This window comes from Microbacterium sp. S308A+ (assembly GCF_049800815.1).
In the GTDB taxonomy this organism is placed as follows: domain Bacteria; phylum Actinomycetota; class Actinomycetes; order Actinomycetales; family Microbacteriaceae; genus Microbacterium.
In genome coordinates, this window is the sequence record NZ_JBNAFT010000002.1 from 363,592 (window position 1) to 378,474 (window position 14,883).

Sequence of the window (14,883 nt, forward strand, 5' to 3'; positions counted from 1 at the left end):
GCGTCAGCGCTCGACGAGGACGCCGTCAGCGTCGGCGTGGAGGTGCGCGCCAGGCCGGAACCGGACGCCGGCGATGGCGAGGATGATGTCCTCCTCGCCCGCGCCGGTCTTCGTGCTCTTGCGCGGGTTGGTGCCCAGGGTCTTGGCTCCCAGGGGCAAGGCGCCGATCGCGACGCTGTCACGGATCGCGCCGTGGAAGATGCGCCGTCCGCCGAAGGAGCGCAGCTGCCCCGTTCTCCCTGCGTTCCCGTCGCGAAGTCTGTCGCAATCGAACCGGTCAAGCGGACAGATCTCGCGACGGGAACACCGGGGCGGAGAGACGGGAGGGCGCCTCGGGCGGGGCGCTCAGCCCACCTCGACCAGGTGGGCGGCGTAGGCGCCGGTCGTGAGGAACGCCGGGAACTCCTCGCGCAGCGCCACATCGCGGAAGACGTCTGCCGCGTCGTCGAAGCGGTCGCCCTCGCGGCGGTCCACCGTGGCGAGCACGTCGCGGATCAGCCCCTCGACATGCTCCACCGTGATCGGGGTGCCGTCGGCGGTGGTGCGGTCCTGGTGGATCCACTGCCACACCTGCGAGCGGCTGATCTCGGCGGTCGCGGCGTCCTCCATGAGGTTGTCGATGGCCACGGCACCGAGGCCGCGCAGCCACGCCTCGATGTAGCGGATGGCGACCGAGACGTTGTCCCTGACCCCATCGGCGGTGATGGGACGTCCGATGTGCACGTCGAGCAGGTCCTCCGCCCGCACCTGCACGTCGTCGCGCTGCCGTTCCAGCTGGTTCGGACGTGTGCCGAGCACGGCGTCGAACTCCGCCTGCGCGACGGGGATGAGGTCGGGATGGGCGACCCACGTGCCGTCGAAGCCGTCACCGGCCTCGCGCTTCTTGTCTGCGGACACCTTCTCCACAGCCAGGGCGGTGACCTCGGGGTCGCGACGGTTCGGGATGAAGGCGCTCATGCCGCCGATCGCGAACGCGCCTCGCCTGTGGCAGGTCTTCACGAGCAGCTCGGTGTAGGCACGCATGAACGGCACGGTCATCGTGACCTCGCTGCGGTCGGGAAGCACGAAGCGCGCGCCTCGGCCGCGGTAGTTCTTGATGATCGAGAAGATGTAGTCCCAGCGTCCGGCGTTCAGGCCCGCGCAGTGGTCGCGCAGCTCGAACAGGATCTCCTCCATCTCGAACGCCGCGGGAAGGGTCTCGATGAGCACCGTCGCGCGGATCGTCCCGTGCGTGATGCCGAGGTACTCCTCGCTGAAGGAGAAGACGTCGTCCCACAGCCTCGCCTCCTCGCTCGACTCGAGCTTGGCGATGTAGAAGTACGGGCCGCGACCGGCGTCGATGAGCGCCTGAGCGTTGTGGAAGAAGTACAGGCCGAAGTCCACCAGCGAGCCGGAGGCCGCCATCGTCCTTCCGGTACGGTCGGTGAAGCCGATGTGCTGCTCCACGAGGTGCCATCCGCGAGGGCGCATCACGATGGTCGGTGTGCGCTCGGCCGTGACGCGGTACTCCTTGCCCTCGGCGTTCGTGAAGGAGAGCTCGCCGCGGATCGCGTCGCGCAGAGACAGCTGGCCGCCGATCACGTTCTGCCAGGTGGGGCTCGTGGCGTCCTCCTGGTCGGCGAGCCAGACGCGAGCGCCCGAGTTCAGGGCGTTGACGGTCATCTTCGGGTCGGTGGGGCCGGTGATCTCCACACGACGGTCCTCCAGGCCGGGGCCCGCGCCCGCGACGCGCCAGTCGGCGTCCTCACGGATGTGCGCCGTGTCCTCGCGGAAGCGGGGGTCGTGCCCGTTGCCGATCTCGAACCGGCGGCGCATGCGATCGGCGAGACGGTCGTGGCGACGGCCGGCGAAGCGGTGGTGGAGCTCGGCCAGGAACGCGAGGGCCTCTGGCGTGAGGATCTCGTCGAAGCGGTCGCGGAGGGCCCCGGCGACCGTGATCGCCGGTCCTTGCCGAGTGGTCGGCGTCGATGTGGTCGGGGGAGCGGTGGGAATGGTCATGACAGGGGTCCTTTGCAGAGCGGAAGCGGCGGGAGGCTGTGCGAGCCGACCCGCCGGCGGTCAGTGGAACTGGGCGGTCTCGGTGGAGCCGGCGAGGGCCAGGGTGGCGCTCTCGGGGTTGAGAGCGGTCGAGATGACGTCGAAGTAGCCGGTCCCCGCCTCGCGCTGGTGCTTGGTGGCGGTGTACCCGGTCGCCTCGGCGGCGAACTCGGCCTCCTGCAGCTCGACATAGGCGCTCATGGCGCGTTCGGCGTAGCCGCGGGCGAGATCGAACATCGAGTAGTTCAGGGCGTGGAAGCCGGCCAGCGTGATGAACTGGAACTTGTAGCCCAGGTCCGCCAGCTCCTGCTGGAACGTCGCGATCTCGGCGTCCGACAGGTGGCGCTTCCAGTTGAAGCTCGGCGAGCAGTTGTACGCCAGGAGCTTGCCGGGGTGCCGGGCGTGGATCGCGGTGGCGAACTCGCGCGCGAGCTCGATGTCCGGCTCCCCGGTCTCGACCCAGAGCAGGTCGGCGTAGGGGGCGAAGGCGAGCCCGCGGCTGATGACCGGCTCGATCCCTGCGCGGACCCGGTAGAAGCCCTCGGACGTGCGCTCTCCGGTGGTGAACTCTCGGTCGCGTTCGTCGACGTCGCTCGTGAGCAGATCGGCGGCGAGTGCGTCGGTACGGGCGATGATGAGCGTCGGCACGTCGGCGACGTCGGCGGCGAGGCGGGCCGCGTTCAGCGTGCGGATGTGCTGCAGGGTGGGCACCAGCACCTTCCCGCCCAGATGGCCGCACTTCTTCTCGCTCGCGAGCTGGTCCTCCCAGTGGATGCCGGCGGCGCCGGCCTGGATGAGCGACTGCGCGAGCTCGTAGGCGTTGAGCGGGCCGCCGAAGCCCGCCTCCGCGTCGGCGACGATCGGCGCCAGCCAGTCCCGGGTGACCTCGCCCTCGGCGTGCTCAAGCCCGTCCTGGCGCAGCAGCGCGTTGTTGATGCGGCGGACGACCGCCGGCACCGAGTTGGCCGGGTAGAGGGACTGGTCGGGGTAGGTCTGCCCGGCGAGGTTGCCGTCGGCGGCGACCTGCCAGCCGGAGAGGTAGATGGCCTTCAGGCCCGCGCGCACCTGCTGCACGGCCTGGCCGCCGGTGTAGGCGCCGAGCGCCCGGACGTAGTCCTCGGTGTGCAGGAGGTTCCAGAGGTTCTCGGCTCCTCGGCGGGCGAGGGTGTTCTCCTCGCGGACCGTGCCGCGGATCCGGATGACGTCCTCGGCGGTGTAGGTGCGCTCGATGCCGTCCCAGCGGGGATCGGCGTCCCAGATCGCCTGGAGCTCGGCCGCGGTCTGCGTCTGGTCGCCCGAGCGGAGGCCCGCAGGGCGGGGGGTGGGGTTCGTCATGTCTTCTCCTCGGTGGGGCCCGGCGACGATGCCGGGGTGGCGTGCTCCCACTCTGTGTGAAATTCCTCCTTCCACTTGACCGATTCAAGAGAGAATTTCATCGAGATTTCTGTTTTCGTGACAGACTCGGTCCCATGAGCACTCTTCGGAGCCCAGAAGACGCTGATGCGCTCACCATCGGCCGCCGGGTGCGGCGGCTGCGAACGTCGCGAGGCATGACCCTCGAGGAGCTCGCCTCGGCGGTCGGGCGGGCGCCGAGCCAGCTCTCGATGATCGAGACGGGCAAGCGCGAGCCGAAGCTGACGCTGCTCCAGGCGATCGCCCGCGCGCTGGGGACGACCATCGACGCGTTGCTGGAGGGGGAGCCGCTCGATGAGCGCAGCACGATGGAGATCGCCCTCGAGCGCGCGATGAAAGGGCAGACCTTCCAGGCGCTCGGCATCCCGTCGTTCCGCATCGGCAAGGTGCTTCCGTCTGAGGTGTTGTCGGCGCTGCTCGCGCTGCACGGCGAGATCGAGCGGCTCCGGGACGAGCGCGCGGCCACCCCGGAGGAGGCCAGGCGTGCGAACGTGGAGCTCCGCGACCTCATGCGGCGGCAGGACAACTACTTCGCCGACCTCGAGGCGGAGGCGGCGCGGCTCCTCGCCGCCGTGCGCCACCCCGGCGGACCGCTCACCCAACGCACCGCCTCAGAGATCGCCGCGCATCTCGGCTTCACGCTGCACTACACGGCGGATCTGCCGCAGACCACGCGCAGCGTCGCGGATCTCGCGAACGGCAGGCTGTACCTGTCCCCTCGTGTGCAGGCGAAGGGGGATGCGCGCACCGCGGTGCTCCAGGCGCTGTCGAGCCGGATCCTCGGCCATGCCGAGCCGCGGAGCTATGCGGAGTTCCTTCGGCAACGGGTGGAGACCAACTACCTCACCGGAGCGCTGCTCGTGCCGGAGGGACATGTCGTGCCGGTGCTGCAGGAGGCGAAGGCGCGGCGGGCGATCTCGATCGAGGATCTTCGTGACGCCTACTCCGTCTCCTACGAGACCGCCGCGCACCGGTTCACGAATCTTGCGACACGGCACCTGGGGATCCCCGTGCACTTCCTCAAGGTGCACGAGTCCGGCACGATCACGAAGGCCTACGAGAACGACGACGTGAACTTTCCGACCGATCGCCTCGGCGCGATCGAGGGGCAGATGTGCTGCCGGCGGTGGACGAGCCGCGTCGTCTTCGACGTGGAGGACCGGTTCAACCCGTACTACCAGTACACCGACACGGGGAACGGGACCTACTGGTGCACGGCGCGGGTGGAGCCGTCGAGCGAGGGGCTCCATTCGGTGAGCGTAGGCGTGCGGTTCGACGACACGCGCTGGTTCGTCGGGCGGGACACCCCGAACCGCGGCGTGTCGAAGCACTCGGTCGAGACGTGCTGCCGACGCGCCCCTGCGGAGCTGGAGGAGCGCTGGCGGAAGAACTCGTGGCCGAACGTCCGCACGCCCCGAACCCTTCTGGCGACGCTGCCGACCGGGGCGTTCCCCGGCGTCGACACGACCGACGTCTATGAGTTCCTCGACGCCCATGCCCCGGCCTGATCCCGGGCTCGTGGGGGAGGCTGGCTGCCGTTGATCCGCGTCCGTGCTCCGCTCAGGGGCGACGACGGTCTGAGGGTGGCGGAGACCCCGGACACGCCCGTGGTCCGGAGCCTCCGCCCTGCTTTCGAGTCAGAGGATCTTCATGTAGAGGTCTCCCCAGGACTGCGATCCGGCTGACGGGACGATCAGCCACTCGATCTCCAGCGTGGTCTCCGCGTTGAGGTTCGCGTTGTGCATGGACGTCTGCGTCTCGGTCCTTTCCCAGGTGCCGGTATAGCCGCCCTGGAGTCGGAGCAGCCTGACGGCGGCGGTCTCGGCGCCGTCAGGCCCGTTGTCCGGTGCGCCCTCCGGGGCCTTCTCGAGAGGGATGTCGGTTCCGACGGCGATGTCGAGGGAATGGGCTGTCCGCGTCGAGTCGCTGCGGCTGTCGATGTTCACGAAGGTCTCCCGCAGGGTCAGCGCCCCCTTGGCGTACACCGCCTGCCGTCTCTCCCCGAGCACGCTCTCCGCAGGAATCCGCTCGATCCCTGCCAAGGAGAACGTCTCGACGTCCGTCACGTTGGTCAAGGTCGGCGCCGTCCTCTCCAGCCACATCGGGACGCCGCCCGGTCGCCGAGAGTTGACGTGCCCGGAGAAGGCCTTTCCTCGATCGCTGTGCGTCAGGCTCAACGACAGGGTCTCCTCGACGGTCCTCCCGCCCAGGCTCAGCGTCATCGGCATCGTGCGGCGTTCGTCGATCCAGAGCGGGAGCTGCGGGTCGCCCGTCTTCACCACGGGGATCCTTCTCGCTGCCAGAACCCACGGGTCGCGGGTGCTGCGCTGATCCCGCGTCCCCTCGCCCCCGACGCCCGCAGACGTGGCGGACCCCGCCGGTGCGCTGGCGGCGGAGTCCGCGTGCGCGACGGGCAGGCATCCGGCGACGACGGCGAGGGCAGCCGCCCAGGCCCCGGTCGTCCGTGTCCATCTCCGCATCGTCGTGGTGGCGCTCCTGGTCATCTGTGTTCCTTTCTCCTGCGCTCGCACTCACGAGCGCCGTCCGTCTTCGAGCCGCCGGTCCTGGTGGCCGTCGCGTTCCGGGCACACCGGGAGGGCGACCGGAGAGCCGGCTTTTCGCATGCTAGTCTGATCATACTAGTTACATGATGATGAGTGAGGTTTCTATGTCTGTTGTGCGGAGCGTGCGCGTCCGGGGTCTGCGGGCCTTGGTCGGCGTCTCTCTCGTGTCCTGCATCGCGGTCGGCGCCGTGGGCACGGCGGCGCCGGCCTTCGCCGAGAGCGCGGCGCCTTCCGTCGCGGACGTCGGTCCCGACGTCGTGCTCAGCGGAAGGCAGCCTTCTGTGGAGTCCGAGTGGTACTCGAAGGACGGGAAGGAGTACGCGAAGTTCGTCGTCGACGTCGAGGCGTATCGCGACAGGCTCACCGATGCTCCGAGCAAGCTCAAGGTGACGGTGACCGCGAAGGACCTCCAGGGCAAAAGCCTGCTGTGGGGCTGGAGTCCGAACAGCTCGGACGTGACGCTGGCGGCCGACATGATGCTCCTCCGCAACGGGATCACCGCGGCGAGCCCGGCCGTCAAGGAGGAGGTGCGGCACAAGACGGATGACGACGGCTCGCTGACCGAGCTGTCCGTGACCCACGTGTTCGACCTGTACGGCGTGTCCGGAGCGTATGCGGTGAAGGTGACCCCCGCGGTGCTGGGCGGCTACTGGGGCGGGGGTACGGGGGGCTTCACGAAGGGGAACATCTACCCCAGGACCGAGACCTTGGAGATCGTCCTGGGGAAGTCCCTTGGCGTGCCGGTGGGCAAGGCGTCCGACACGGGCCCGTGGGCCGTCGGCGGAGGAACGCCGAACAAGTCCGAGATCAAGTGACTCCCGTTCGGATGGCGAAAACGGAGGAGGTCTCGTCATGAGTTTCCGTGAGCGGTCCCGCCAGACGCCGCACGGCGGGAAGAGCAGGGCCTGGGTCGGCTGGGTGGCGGCGGTGGGAGTCGCCGTCGTGGTCGCACCGATCGCCGCGGCCGATCCCGGCTCCGGGTTCTCCGGCGGCGCGCCGATCGCGGCGCCGGCGATGTCGGGAGGCCAGGGCGACCGAGGGCACCAGTATTCGCCGACGCCGGAGTATCAGGGCGAGCTGCCCGCCGCGTTCTACATCGTCGACGTGCGTCCGCCCGAGGAGGTGTTCCGGGACGGGTTCATGCCGCAGGGGCCGCAGGGAGACCTGCTGGGGCATGCGTGGCTTCCCTCGGGTGTGCCCGCGGGCCCTTTCCGCGACGTGCCCAGCGGGTTCATCCGTGCGGCGGGCACCGAGCAGGGGCGGGACGTCCTGCTCGGACAGCAGTGGCAGCGCCGGCCCTGGGTCTACCGGGTGGCGCCGGGTCCTGATCTCCATCACCTCCGGCAGAGCCTGCGGGCCGTGGCGGACAACGCCTGGGCGCGGGTTGCCGAGGCAGCCTGCCGCGGTGATATGGAGGCGCGGATGATCTGGACAGACTATGCCGAGATGGCCGAGGAGTGGCTCCGCCGGCAGGCTCATGTCGGCGGACGCCTGGACGAGTGGGTGGGCACCGACGTGATCACGCCCGATCGCATCCAGGACGCCAGGCAGGTCCGATGGGACGAGGTCCGGCAGGCCGAGGGCTTGGGCCCTGTGGTGCCCAACACTCCCGCGCCGGGGCGCTCGGGGGCGAACCCTGAGCTGATGAGCGTGCCCGCGACCAGGGAGCTGTTCACCGGCCTCCCCGGCCAGGAGCAGGCGCGTATCACGGGACGAGGGGCGCAGCTCCCGGTCGTCGGAGGGCCTCCCGACATCGAGGCGCCTCGCGGCAGCCACCTCCCCTAGAGGTCGAGACCGGTGAGGATCGCGGCGAGCCTGCGTTTCGAAGGCCACGTCTCGGGGGTGCGGGAGACGCAGGAGCGGACGCGGCGTCGGATCCCGGACAGGTCGCGTGGCGCCGGAGAAGGCCGGGGACGGAGGTCGTCGTCAGTCCCGGGCGGTCTGCAGCGCGGCCCAGAGCTCGGCGCGGGCGGGGAAGGACCCGAGGTCGGTGCCGAGAAGGCCCGAGGCCAGGGCGATCCGCGACCGCAGCGTATGACGATGGATGCCGAGGGTCGCCGCCGCCGGCTCCAGCCGGGCGTCGTGCTCGAGCCAGACGCGGAGCGTGCGTTCGAGGTCGCCGTCCTCGCGATCGTCGTGTCGCCGCAAAGGCGCGAGCAGCGACTCCGCCACGATCCGCGCCTCGTCGGTCGCGAGCGCGCTCAGCACGCTGGACTCGGCCGCCTCCGCGAAGTGGAGCACGCCGAGCGCAGGCTCTCGGCTCTCCGTCCCTCCGCCGCGGCCGGCGCGTCGCAGGGCCGTGAGCGCTTGGGCGTGGGCGCGGGAGAAGGCGCCGTAGTCCTCAGGGGCGGAAGCGCCGATCCGGAGGCCGATCTGCTCCGCCGCCTCGTCGAGAGCGCCGGCCTCGGCGGCGGGAAGGCAGATCACCAGACCGTCCGCCGACTCGGCGAGGAACACCGACGCCCCTGCGTCGCGGCGGTGCTCCCACCATTCGACGGCTGCACTGTCCCGCCCGCCGGTGGACACGGCGACCACGATCGGCGCCGACGGGAGCGAGCCGAGGACGCGGCGGGCGAGGGACGGGTCGTCGGCGAGGAGGGAGGTGAGGAGCTGACCGTGCAGCCGTCGTCGGCTACGGGCGAGCTGCTCGCTCTGCTCCAGGGAGAGCCCGGCCATCGCGATCACCGAGGTGACCACCGCCCTGCTCTCCGGATCCAGAGCGCCGGCGGCGATGGCGATCACGCCACGGAGATGTCCGGCCCGGCCCAGGGTGAAGAGAGTGCAGGGGCCGTTCCGCCCCTCGATCGTCCGGCTCGCGGAGGCTCCGCGTGCGAGGAGGTCTCCTGCGGCGACGGAGACCTCCTCGACGCCGGCCTCGCCGGGGACATCGGGGCCGGAGCCGGGCCCGTCGAGGCGGCTGCCCGTGGACCCGGCGGCGGATGCGCCTGTCGTTCGCGGTCCGCCGTGCACGAGGGCGCCGGCTCCGTCGTACATCCCCACCCAGCACCCCAGCCGTCGGGAGAGCTCGGTGAGGGTCGACTCCAGGCCGTGTGGACGCAGGGCGGCGAGAGCCAGGGCCCGCTGAGTCTCCAGCGCCCACGTGCGCCGGGCGTAGGCCTCGGCGGCGATCGCCTCGGCGTGGGCGCGGGCGATCGCGATGAACGGCGTGCCGTAGGGGACCTCGAACAGGGCGATCTCCTGTGCGGCGCAGGCGGTGACGAGCTCCTCGGGGATGCCCGCTCGATGGACGTCGGTGCCGAAGCCGAGTGCGAGGACGCCTCGGGCCGCGAGTCGCGCGACGTAGTCGGGGATGCGCGCGGGGTCGTCGTCCGAGAACTGCGTCCCGGTCGTGAGGAGCACGAGGTCGTCGGCGAGGAACGGCGTCGGATCGGCGAGGTCTGAGCTGTGAACCCACCGGACGGGCCGGTCAAGCGCGCCGACGGCCGGCCGTTCGTCGGAGACGAGGCGAAGGCCCAGGTCGCGTCGGCCCAGAAGGGTGCGCAGCGTCGGGGTCGAAGGCTCCACGATGCCTCCCGGTCAGAAGTCGTTGTACGAGGTGGCGAGTATCTGTCGACGATTGTACGATCCGGCGAATGCATCCGCCGTTCCGGCGTCGTAGCCTCAGCCTCATGACCCTCATCGACGACCTCCCCACGATTCCTGCCGGTGGCCCGTCGCTTCCGCAGGAGCGACGCGTCGTGACCCCCCTCCCCGGCCCCCGTTCCACGGAGATCCTCGCCCGCAAGGCCGACGCCGTCGCGGCCGGAGTGGCGCACACCGTGCCCGTCGCCGCGGTGGCGGCAGGCGGAGGCGTCGTCGTCGACGCGGACGGCAACTCGCTGATCGACCTGGGGTCCGGCATCGCCGTGACCTCCGTCGGCAACGCGCACCCCGCGGTCGCCGCGGCCATCGCCGCCCAGGCGGCACAGTTCACGCACACCTGCTTCATGATCTCCCCGTACGAGTCGTACATCGAGGTCGCCGAGACCCTGAACCGGCTCACCCCCGGCACGTTCGCGAAGAAGAGCGCCCTGTTCAACTCCGGTGCCGAGGCCGTCGAGAACGCGGTCAAGATCGCCCGCAAGCACACCGGCCGTCAGGCCGTCGTCGCCTTCGACCACGGCTATCACGGTCGCACCAACCTGACCATGGCGCTGACGGCGAAGTCGATGCCCTACAAGAGCGGCTTCGGCCCGTTCGCGCCCGAGGTCTACCGGGTGCCCGGCTCCTACCCGTATCGCGACGGCCTCACCGGGCCCGAGGCGGCGGCCCGTGCGATCACGCTCATCGAGAAGCAGATCGGCGCCGGCAACCTGGCGGCCGTCATCATCGAGCCGATCCAGGGCGAAGGCGGCTTCATCGTGCCTGCCGACGGGTTCCTGAACACCGTCGTGGACTGGTGCCGCGCGAATGGCGTCGTCTTCATCGCCGACGAGGTCCAGACCGGGTTCGCCCGGACCGGCGCGATGTTCGCGAGCGAGACCTTCGGCATCGAGCCCGACCTCATCACCACGGCGAAGGGGATCGCCGCGGGCCTCCCGCTCGCCGCGGTCACCGGTCGGGCGGAGATCATGGACTCCGCGCACGCGGGGGGGCTGGGCGGCACGTACGGCGGCAACCCCGTCGCCTGCGCCGCCGCGCTCGCCGCGCTCGCCGCCTTCGAGAACGAGGGACTGATCGAGCGTGCCCGACAGATCGGGACGACCCTCACCGGCCGCTTCACCGCGCTCCAGGCGACCGATCCCCGTGTCGGCGACGTCCGCGGGCACGGCGCGATGATCGCCGTCGAGTTCGTGCGCCCCGAGACGGGGGAGCCGGATGCGGCTCTCACCTCCGCGATCGCGAAGGCCGCGATCGCCCAGGGCGTGATCGTCCTCACCTGCGGCACGTTCGGGAACGTGATCCGCTTCCTCCCGCCGCTCACGATCGGGGACGACCTGCTCGCCGAGGGCCTCGACATCGTCGCCGCCGCGCTCGCGGCGGCCTGAGACCGCTGACCGCGACCCGGGTCGGGGGATACCGGGTCGCGGTCGGCCTTACCCTCATCCACAACGAAGGAGTTGCCATGAACATGCAGGAGCTCAGCCGCGACGTCGTCGTCATCGGCGCGGGCGCCGCGGGCCTCACCGCCGCCAACGAGCTGCGCAAGGCCGGCTTGTCGGTCGCCGTCCTGGAGGCGCGGGACCGTGTCGGCGGGCGTCTGTGGACCGACGTCATCGACGGCGCGATGCTCGAGATCGGCGGGCAGTGGGTCTCGCCCGACCAGGACGCGCTGATCCAGACGATCTCCGAGCTCGGGCTTGAGACGTTCAGCCGCTACCGTGAGGGCGACAGCGTGTACGTGGGCCCGGACGGCCAGGCGAAGCGCTTCACGGGGGAGATGTTCCCCGTGTCGGCAGAGACCGAGCGCGTCATCGCCGAGGTCACCGAGCGTCTGGACGCGATGGTCGCCGAGATCGACCCCGACCGCCCGTGGGCGCACCCCAAGGCCGCCGAGTGGGACGCGGTCTCCTGGGACGCATGGCTGCGTGCGCAGACCGACGATGACGAGGCCGTCCGCAACCTCGCCTTCGCCACCGGCTCGGCGATGCTGACCAAGCCCACGCACGCCTTCTCCCTCCTGCAGTCGCTGCTCATGGCCGCGTCGGCGGGCTCGTACTCGCATCTGGTGGACGCCGACTTCATCCTCGACAAGCGCGTCGTGGGCGGGCTCCAGCAGGTGCCGCTGCTGCTGGCCGAGCGTCTCGGCGACGACGTGCTGCTGAACCAGCCGGTCCGCACGCTCGAGTGGGGCGAGAACGGCGTGATCGCCACGACCGATTCGGTGACCGTCAGCGCGCGCTACGCGATCCTCGCCCACGCCCCCGTGCTCTACAGCCGCATCTCGTTCGTGCCGGCGCTCCCGCGTCGTCAGCACCAGCTGCACCAGCACCTCTCGATGGGCTTCGTGATCAAGGTCCACGCGGTCTACGAACGCCCGTTCTGGCGCGAGCAGGGCCTGTCCGGGACCGCGTTCAGCCCGTACGAGATCTCGCACGAGGCCTACGACAACACCAACCACGGCGACGAGCGCGGGACGCTCGTCGGGTTCGTGAGCGATCAGAACGCCGATGGCGTGTTCGAGCTCTCTGCCGAGGAACGCAAGGAGCGCATCCTCGAGTCGCTCTCGCACTACTACGGTCCCGAGGCCAAGGACCCGGTCGTCTACTACGAGAGCGACTGGGGGAGCGAGGAGTGGACCAGGGGAGCCTACGCCGCCAGCTTCGACCTGGGCGGACTCCACCGGTACGGGAAGGACCTGCGTGAGCCGGTCGGCCCGATCCACTTCGCCTGCAGCGACATGGCCGGCGCCGGGTATCAGCATGTCGACGGCGCGATCCGGATGGGCCGGCTCGCCGCCGCGCAGATCGTGGAAGCGAGCCGGGCATGACTGCCCCCGTCGTCGTCGGCTACACGGCGACGGACGCGGGCGGCGATGCCGTCGCCCTCGGCGCCAGGCTCGCCCGCGCGCTCGACACCAGCCTGCACCTGGTGATCGTGCTGCCCTACGAGGGGACCAGGAGCGCCGCCGTCGCACCGGAGCGTGCCTACGAGGACCATCTCCGTGCACAGGGAAAGAGGTGGCTGCGGGACGCGATGACCTCGGTGCCCTCCGACCTGGAGCGTCACGGACACGTCCGCTTCGCGGACTCCTACGCGGAGGGCCTGATCGCCGCCGGTGAGGAGTTCGGCGCGCGGCTGATCGTCGTCGGCACGGCCCGAGGCGGCCTCTTCGGCCGGCACACGCTCGGGAGCGTCGCCTCCGAGCTGCTGCACTCCTCGACGATCCCGGTGGCCCTGGCGCCGGCCGGCACCGCCCAGGCGGTCGACCTGCGCCTCCCGATCGGTCGGATCACGATCGCCGTCGGCTCCCGCCCCGGCGCCGAGGCGCTGCTGGAGGAGGGCACCGCGCTCGCAGCGGACTCGCGCAGCGACGTGCGCCTCGTCTCGCTCGTGCCGTTCGACGCGCCCCCCGGTCTCGACACCGGCGAGCTTCGCCAGGTCGGTGCTGCGCATGGCGAGGGCGTCCTCGCCGCTGCACGCGCCGTGCTGCCGGAGGGGATCGCCGTCGAGACCGCGCACGCCCCGGGGGACAGCGTGGAGGACGCGGTCGCCCACCTCGCCTGGCTTCCCGGCGAGATCGTCCTGGCCGGCTCCAGCCGGCTCGCCCAGCCTCGTCGTCTGTTCCTCGGCTCCACCGCGGCGAAGATGCTGCACGAACTGCCCGTCCCCATGATCGTCGTCCCGCGCAGCCGCAGGACCTCCACAGACTGAAGCCACCATGTCAGAGAAGTCACACACCGTCGTGTCCGACCCCGTCACCACCGGCATCTCCCAGAAGGGCCTGTCGGCGGGGACGCTCGGCCTCATCGGCGCCGTCGTCCTCGGCGTCTCCACGGTCGCACCGGCCTACACCTTCACCGCTGCGGTGGGGCCGACCGCCTCGGCGGTGGGCACGCAGGTGCCTGCGATCATTCTCGTCGGTTTCATCCCGATGCTGCTCGTCGCCTTCGGGTACCGCGAGCTCAACCGCGTGATGCCGGACTCCGGGACCTCCTTCACGTGGGCGACCAGGGCCTTCGGCCCGTGGATCGGATGGATGGCGGGCTGGGGGCTCGTCGCGGCGACGATCCTCGTCCTCTCCAACCTCGCGGGCATCGCGGTCGACTTCCTCTTCCTGCTCATCAGTCAGATCACCGGCAACGGCGACGTCGCCGAGCTCACGCGCAACCCGTTCATCAACGTGGCCGTCTGCCTCGCGTTCGTGGTCGCCGCGACCTGGGTCTCGTACCGCGACCTGCGCACCTCCGAGAAGCTGCAGTACTGGCTGGTCGGCTTCCAGGTCGTCGTCCTCGTCGTCTTCGCGATCACGGCGATCGTGCGGGCCGCCTCGGGCGACGCCTTCGACCCGACCCCGTTCGACCCCAACTGGTTCAACCCGTTCGCGGTCTCGTCCTTCTCCGCCGCGGTGGCAGGGCTCTCCCTGTCGATCTTCATCTTCTGGGGCTGGGACCTGACCCTCACGATGAACGAGGAGACGAAGGACCCGGAGAAGACGCCTGGACGTGCGGCGACCATCGTCGTGCTCACGATCGTCTTCCTCTACCTGCTGCTCGCCGTCGCCATGATCATGTTCGCCGGCGTCGGAGAGGGACCTCTCGGCCTGGGCAACCCGGACATCCAGGAGAACGTCTTCTTCGCCCTGTCGAACCCGATCATGGGCCCGCTCGGCTTCCTCGTCTCGCTCGCCGTGCTCACCAGCTCCGCCTCCTCGCTCCAGGCGACGTTCGCCTCGCCTACGCGGACGCTGCTCGCGATGGGCCACTACGGCGCGCTGCCGAAGAGGTTCGGCAGCGTGCACCCGCGCTTCTTCAGCCCCGGCTACGCCACGATCGTCGCCGCGATCGTCACGAGCGTCTTCTACGCGGTCATGCGCTTCGTCAGCGAGAACACGCTGTGGGACACGATCCTCGCCCTCGGCATGCTGATCTGCTTCTACTACGGCCTCACCGCGTTCGCCTGTGTCTGGTACTTCCGGCACCAGTGGTTCGACTCCGTGCGGGACGTCTTCTTCAAGCTCCTGTTCCCGCTCGTGGGCGGGGTGATCCTCGGAGTGCTCTTCGTCACGACGCTCATCGACACGATGGACCCGGCATACGGCAGCGGCTCGGAGATCTTCGGCGTCGGCCTCGTGTTCGTGCTCGGCATCGCCGTGATCGCGATCGGCATCGTGCTGATGATCGTCCAGGCCGTCCGCGAGCCCGCGTTCTTCCGCGGCACGATCCTCGGCACCGACGCGCCGCCCAGCGCCAGGGCTCGTCGCTCCTGA

The 14,883-nt window shown here is 70.4% G+C and carries 12 protein-coding genes; 7 read left to right on the forward strand and 5 right to left on the reverse strand.

All coding sequences use genetic code 11. From position 1 onward, the window contains the following. Positions 1–3: 3 nt before the first annotated feature. From ACP15J_RS07520 to aceA, 3 genes are read right to left on the reverse strand one after another with little or no spacing between them, the layout of a single operon-like run. Positions 4–291 (reverse strand): hypothetical protein, encoded by a 288-nt coding sequence (locus tag ACP15J_RS07520; protein ID WP_424936753.1) that lies wholly within the window; start codon positions 289–291, stop codon positions 4–6. A 54-nt stretch (positions 292–345) separates the two neighbouring features. Beyond that, positions 346–1,998: a malate synthase A gene (gene aceB, locus ACP15J_RS07525; protein ID WP_424936391.1), complete on the reverse strand. Its 1,653-nt coding sequence runs from the start codon at positions 1,996–1,998 to the stop codon at positions 346–348. Positions 1,999–2,058: 60 nt separating this feature from the next. Beyond that, entirely contained in the window at positions 2,059–3,372 is a 1,314-nt protein-coding gene (aceA, locus tag ACP15J_RS07530; RefSeq protein ID WP_424936392.1) for an isocitrate lyase, read from the reverse strand. A 134-nt stretch (positions 3,373–3,506) separates the two neighbouring features. Here aceA and ACP15J_RS07535 point away from each other — a divergent pair, with 134 nt between their 5' ends. Continuing rightward, entirely contained in the window at positions 3,507–4,958 is a 1,452-nt protein-coding gene (locus ACP15J_RS07535; protein ID WP_424936393.1) for a helix-turn-helix domain-containing protein, read from the forward strand. Between the two features lie 129 nt (positions 4,959–5,087). Here the strand turns inward: ACP15J_RS07535 and ACP15J_RS07540 are convergent, their stop codons facing one another. Continuing rightward, positions 5,088–5,954, reverse strand: coding sequence for a hypothetical protein (locus ACP15J_RS07540; protein ID WP_424936394.1), 867 nt, complete (start codon positions 5,952–5,954; stop codon positions 5,088–5,090). Between the two features lie 164 nt (positions 5,955–6,118). Between ACP15J_RS07540 and ACP15J_RS07545 the strand changes: the two genes are divergently transcribed. Then, positions 6,119–6,829, forward strand: a complete 711-nt coding sequence (locus tag ACP15J_RS07545) for a hypothetical protein (RefSeq protein ID WP_424936395.1) — start codon at positions 6,119–6,121, stop codon at positions 6,827–6,829. Positions 6,830–6,866: 37 nt separating this feature from the next. After that, entirely contained in the window at positions 6,867–7,799 is a 933-nt protein-coding gene (locus ACP15J_RS07550; RefSeq protein ID WP_424936396.1) for a hypothetical protein, read from the forward strand. Positions 7,800–7,940: 141 nt separating this feature from the next. On the opposite strand, the gene ACP15J_RS07555 is transcribed toward ACP15J_RS07550, so the two are convergent. Continuing rightward, entirely contained in the window at positions 7,941–9,539 is a 1,599-nt protein-coding gene (locus ACP15J_RS07555; RefSeq protein WP_424936397.1) for a PucR family transcriptional regulator, read from the reverse strand. A gap of 104 nt (positions 9,540–9,643) precedes the next feature. Between ACP15J_RS07555 and gabT the strand changes: the two genes are divergently transcribed. The 4 genes from gabT (at position 9,644) to ACP15J_RS07575 (ending at position 14,883) form a co-directional block, all read left to right on the forward strand. Continuing rightward, positions 9,644–11,002, forward strand: a complete 1,359-nt coding sequence (gene gabT, locus ACP15J_RS07560; protein ID WP_424936398.1) for a 4-aminobutyrate--2-oxoglutarate transaminase — start codon at positions 9,644–9,646, stop codon at positions 11,000–11,002. 83 nt (positions 11,003–11,085) lie between these two features. Next, positions 11,086–12,444 carry a flavin monoamine oxidase family protein gene (locus ACP15J_RS07565; RefSeq protein WP_424980912.1) on the forward strand — a complete coding sequence of 453 codons (1,359 nt, stop codon included), beginning with the start codon at positions 11,086–11,088 and terminating at the stop codon, positions 12,442–12,444. After that, complete coding sequence (locus tag ACP15J_RS07570) at positions 12,441–13,328, forward strand: universal stress protein (protein ID WP_424936400.1); 888 nt, start codon at positions 12,441–12,443, stop codon at positions 13,326–13,328. The genes ACP15J_RS07565 and ACP15J_RS07570 overlap by 4 nt, the downstream gene beginning before the upstream one ends. A gap of 7 nt (positions 13,329–13,335) precedes the next feature. After that, the gene (locus tag ACP15J_RS07575; protein WP_424936401.1) at positions 13,336–14,883 is read left to right on the forward strand and encodes an APC family permease; all 1,548 of its coding nucleotides are present in this window, start codon (positions 13,336–13,338) and stop codon (positions 14,881–14,883) included.

Excerpts from the sequence above, each read along its gene's own strand:
- aceB (WP_424936391.1), bottom strand. The coding sequence starts at position 1,998 with ATGACCATTCCCACCGCTCCCCCGACCACATCGACGCCGACCACTCGG.
- aceA (WP_424936392.1), bottom strand. The coding sequence starts at position 3,372 with ATGACGAACCCCACCCCCCGCCCTGCGGGCCTCCGCTCGGGCGACCAG.
- ACP15J_RS07535 (WP_424936393.1), top strand. The coding sequence starts at position 3,507 with ATGAGCACTCTTCGGAGCCCAGAAGACGCTGATGCGCTCACCATCGGC.
- ACP15J_RS07540 (WP_424936394.1), bottom strand. The coding sequence starts at position 5,954 with ATGACCAGGAGCGCCACCACGACGATGCGGAGATGGACACGGACGACC.
- ACP15J_RS07545 (WP_424936395.1), top strand. The coding sequence starts at position 6,119 with ATGTCTGTTGTGCGGAGCGTGCGCGTCCGGGGTCTGCGGGCCTTGGTC.
- ACP15J_RS07550 (WP_424936396.1), top strand. The coding sequence starts at position 6,867 with ATGAGTTTCCGTGAGCGGTCCCGCCAGACGCCGCACGGCGGGAAGAGC.
- gabT (WP_424936398.1), top strand. The coding sequence starts at position 9,644 with ATGACCCTCATCGACGACCTCCCCACGATTCCTGCCGGTGGCCCGTCG.
- ACP15J_RS07565 (WP_424980912.1), top strand. The coding sequence starts at position 11,086 with ATGCAGGAGCTCAGCCGCGACGTCGTCGTCATCGGCGCGGGCGCCGCG.
- ACP15J_RS07570 (WP_424936400.1), top strand. The coding sequence starts at position 12,441 with ATGACTGCCCCCGTCGTCGTCGGCTACACGGCGACGGACGCGGGCGGC.
- ACP15J_RS07575 (WP_424936401.1), top strand. The coding sequence starts at position 13,336 with ATGTCAGAGAAGTCACACACCGTCGTGTCCGACCCCGTCACCACCGGC.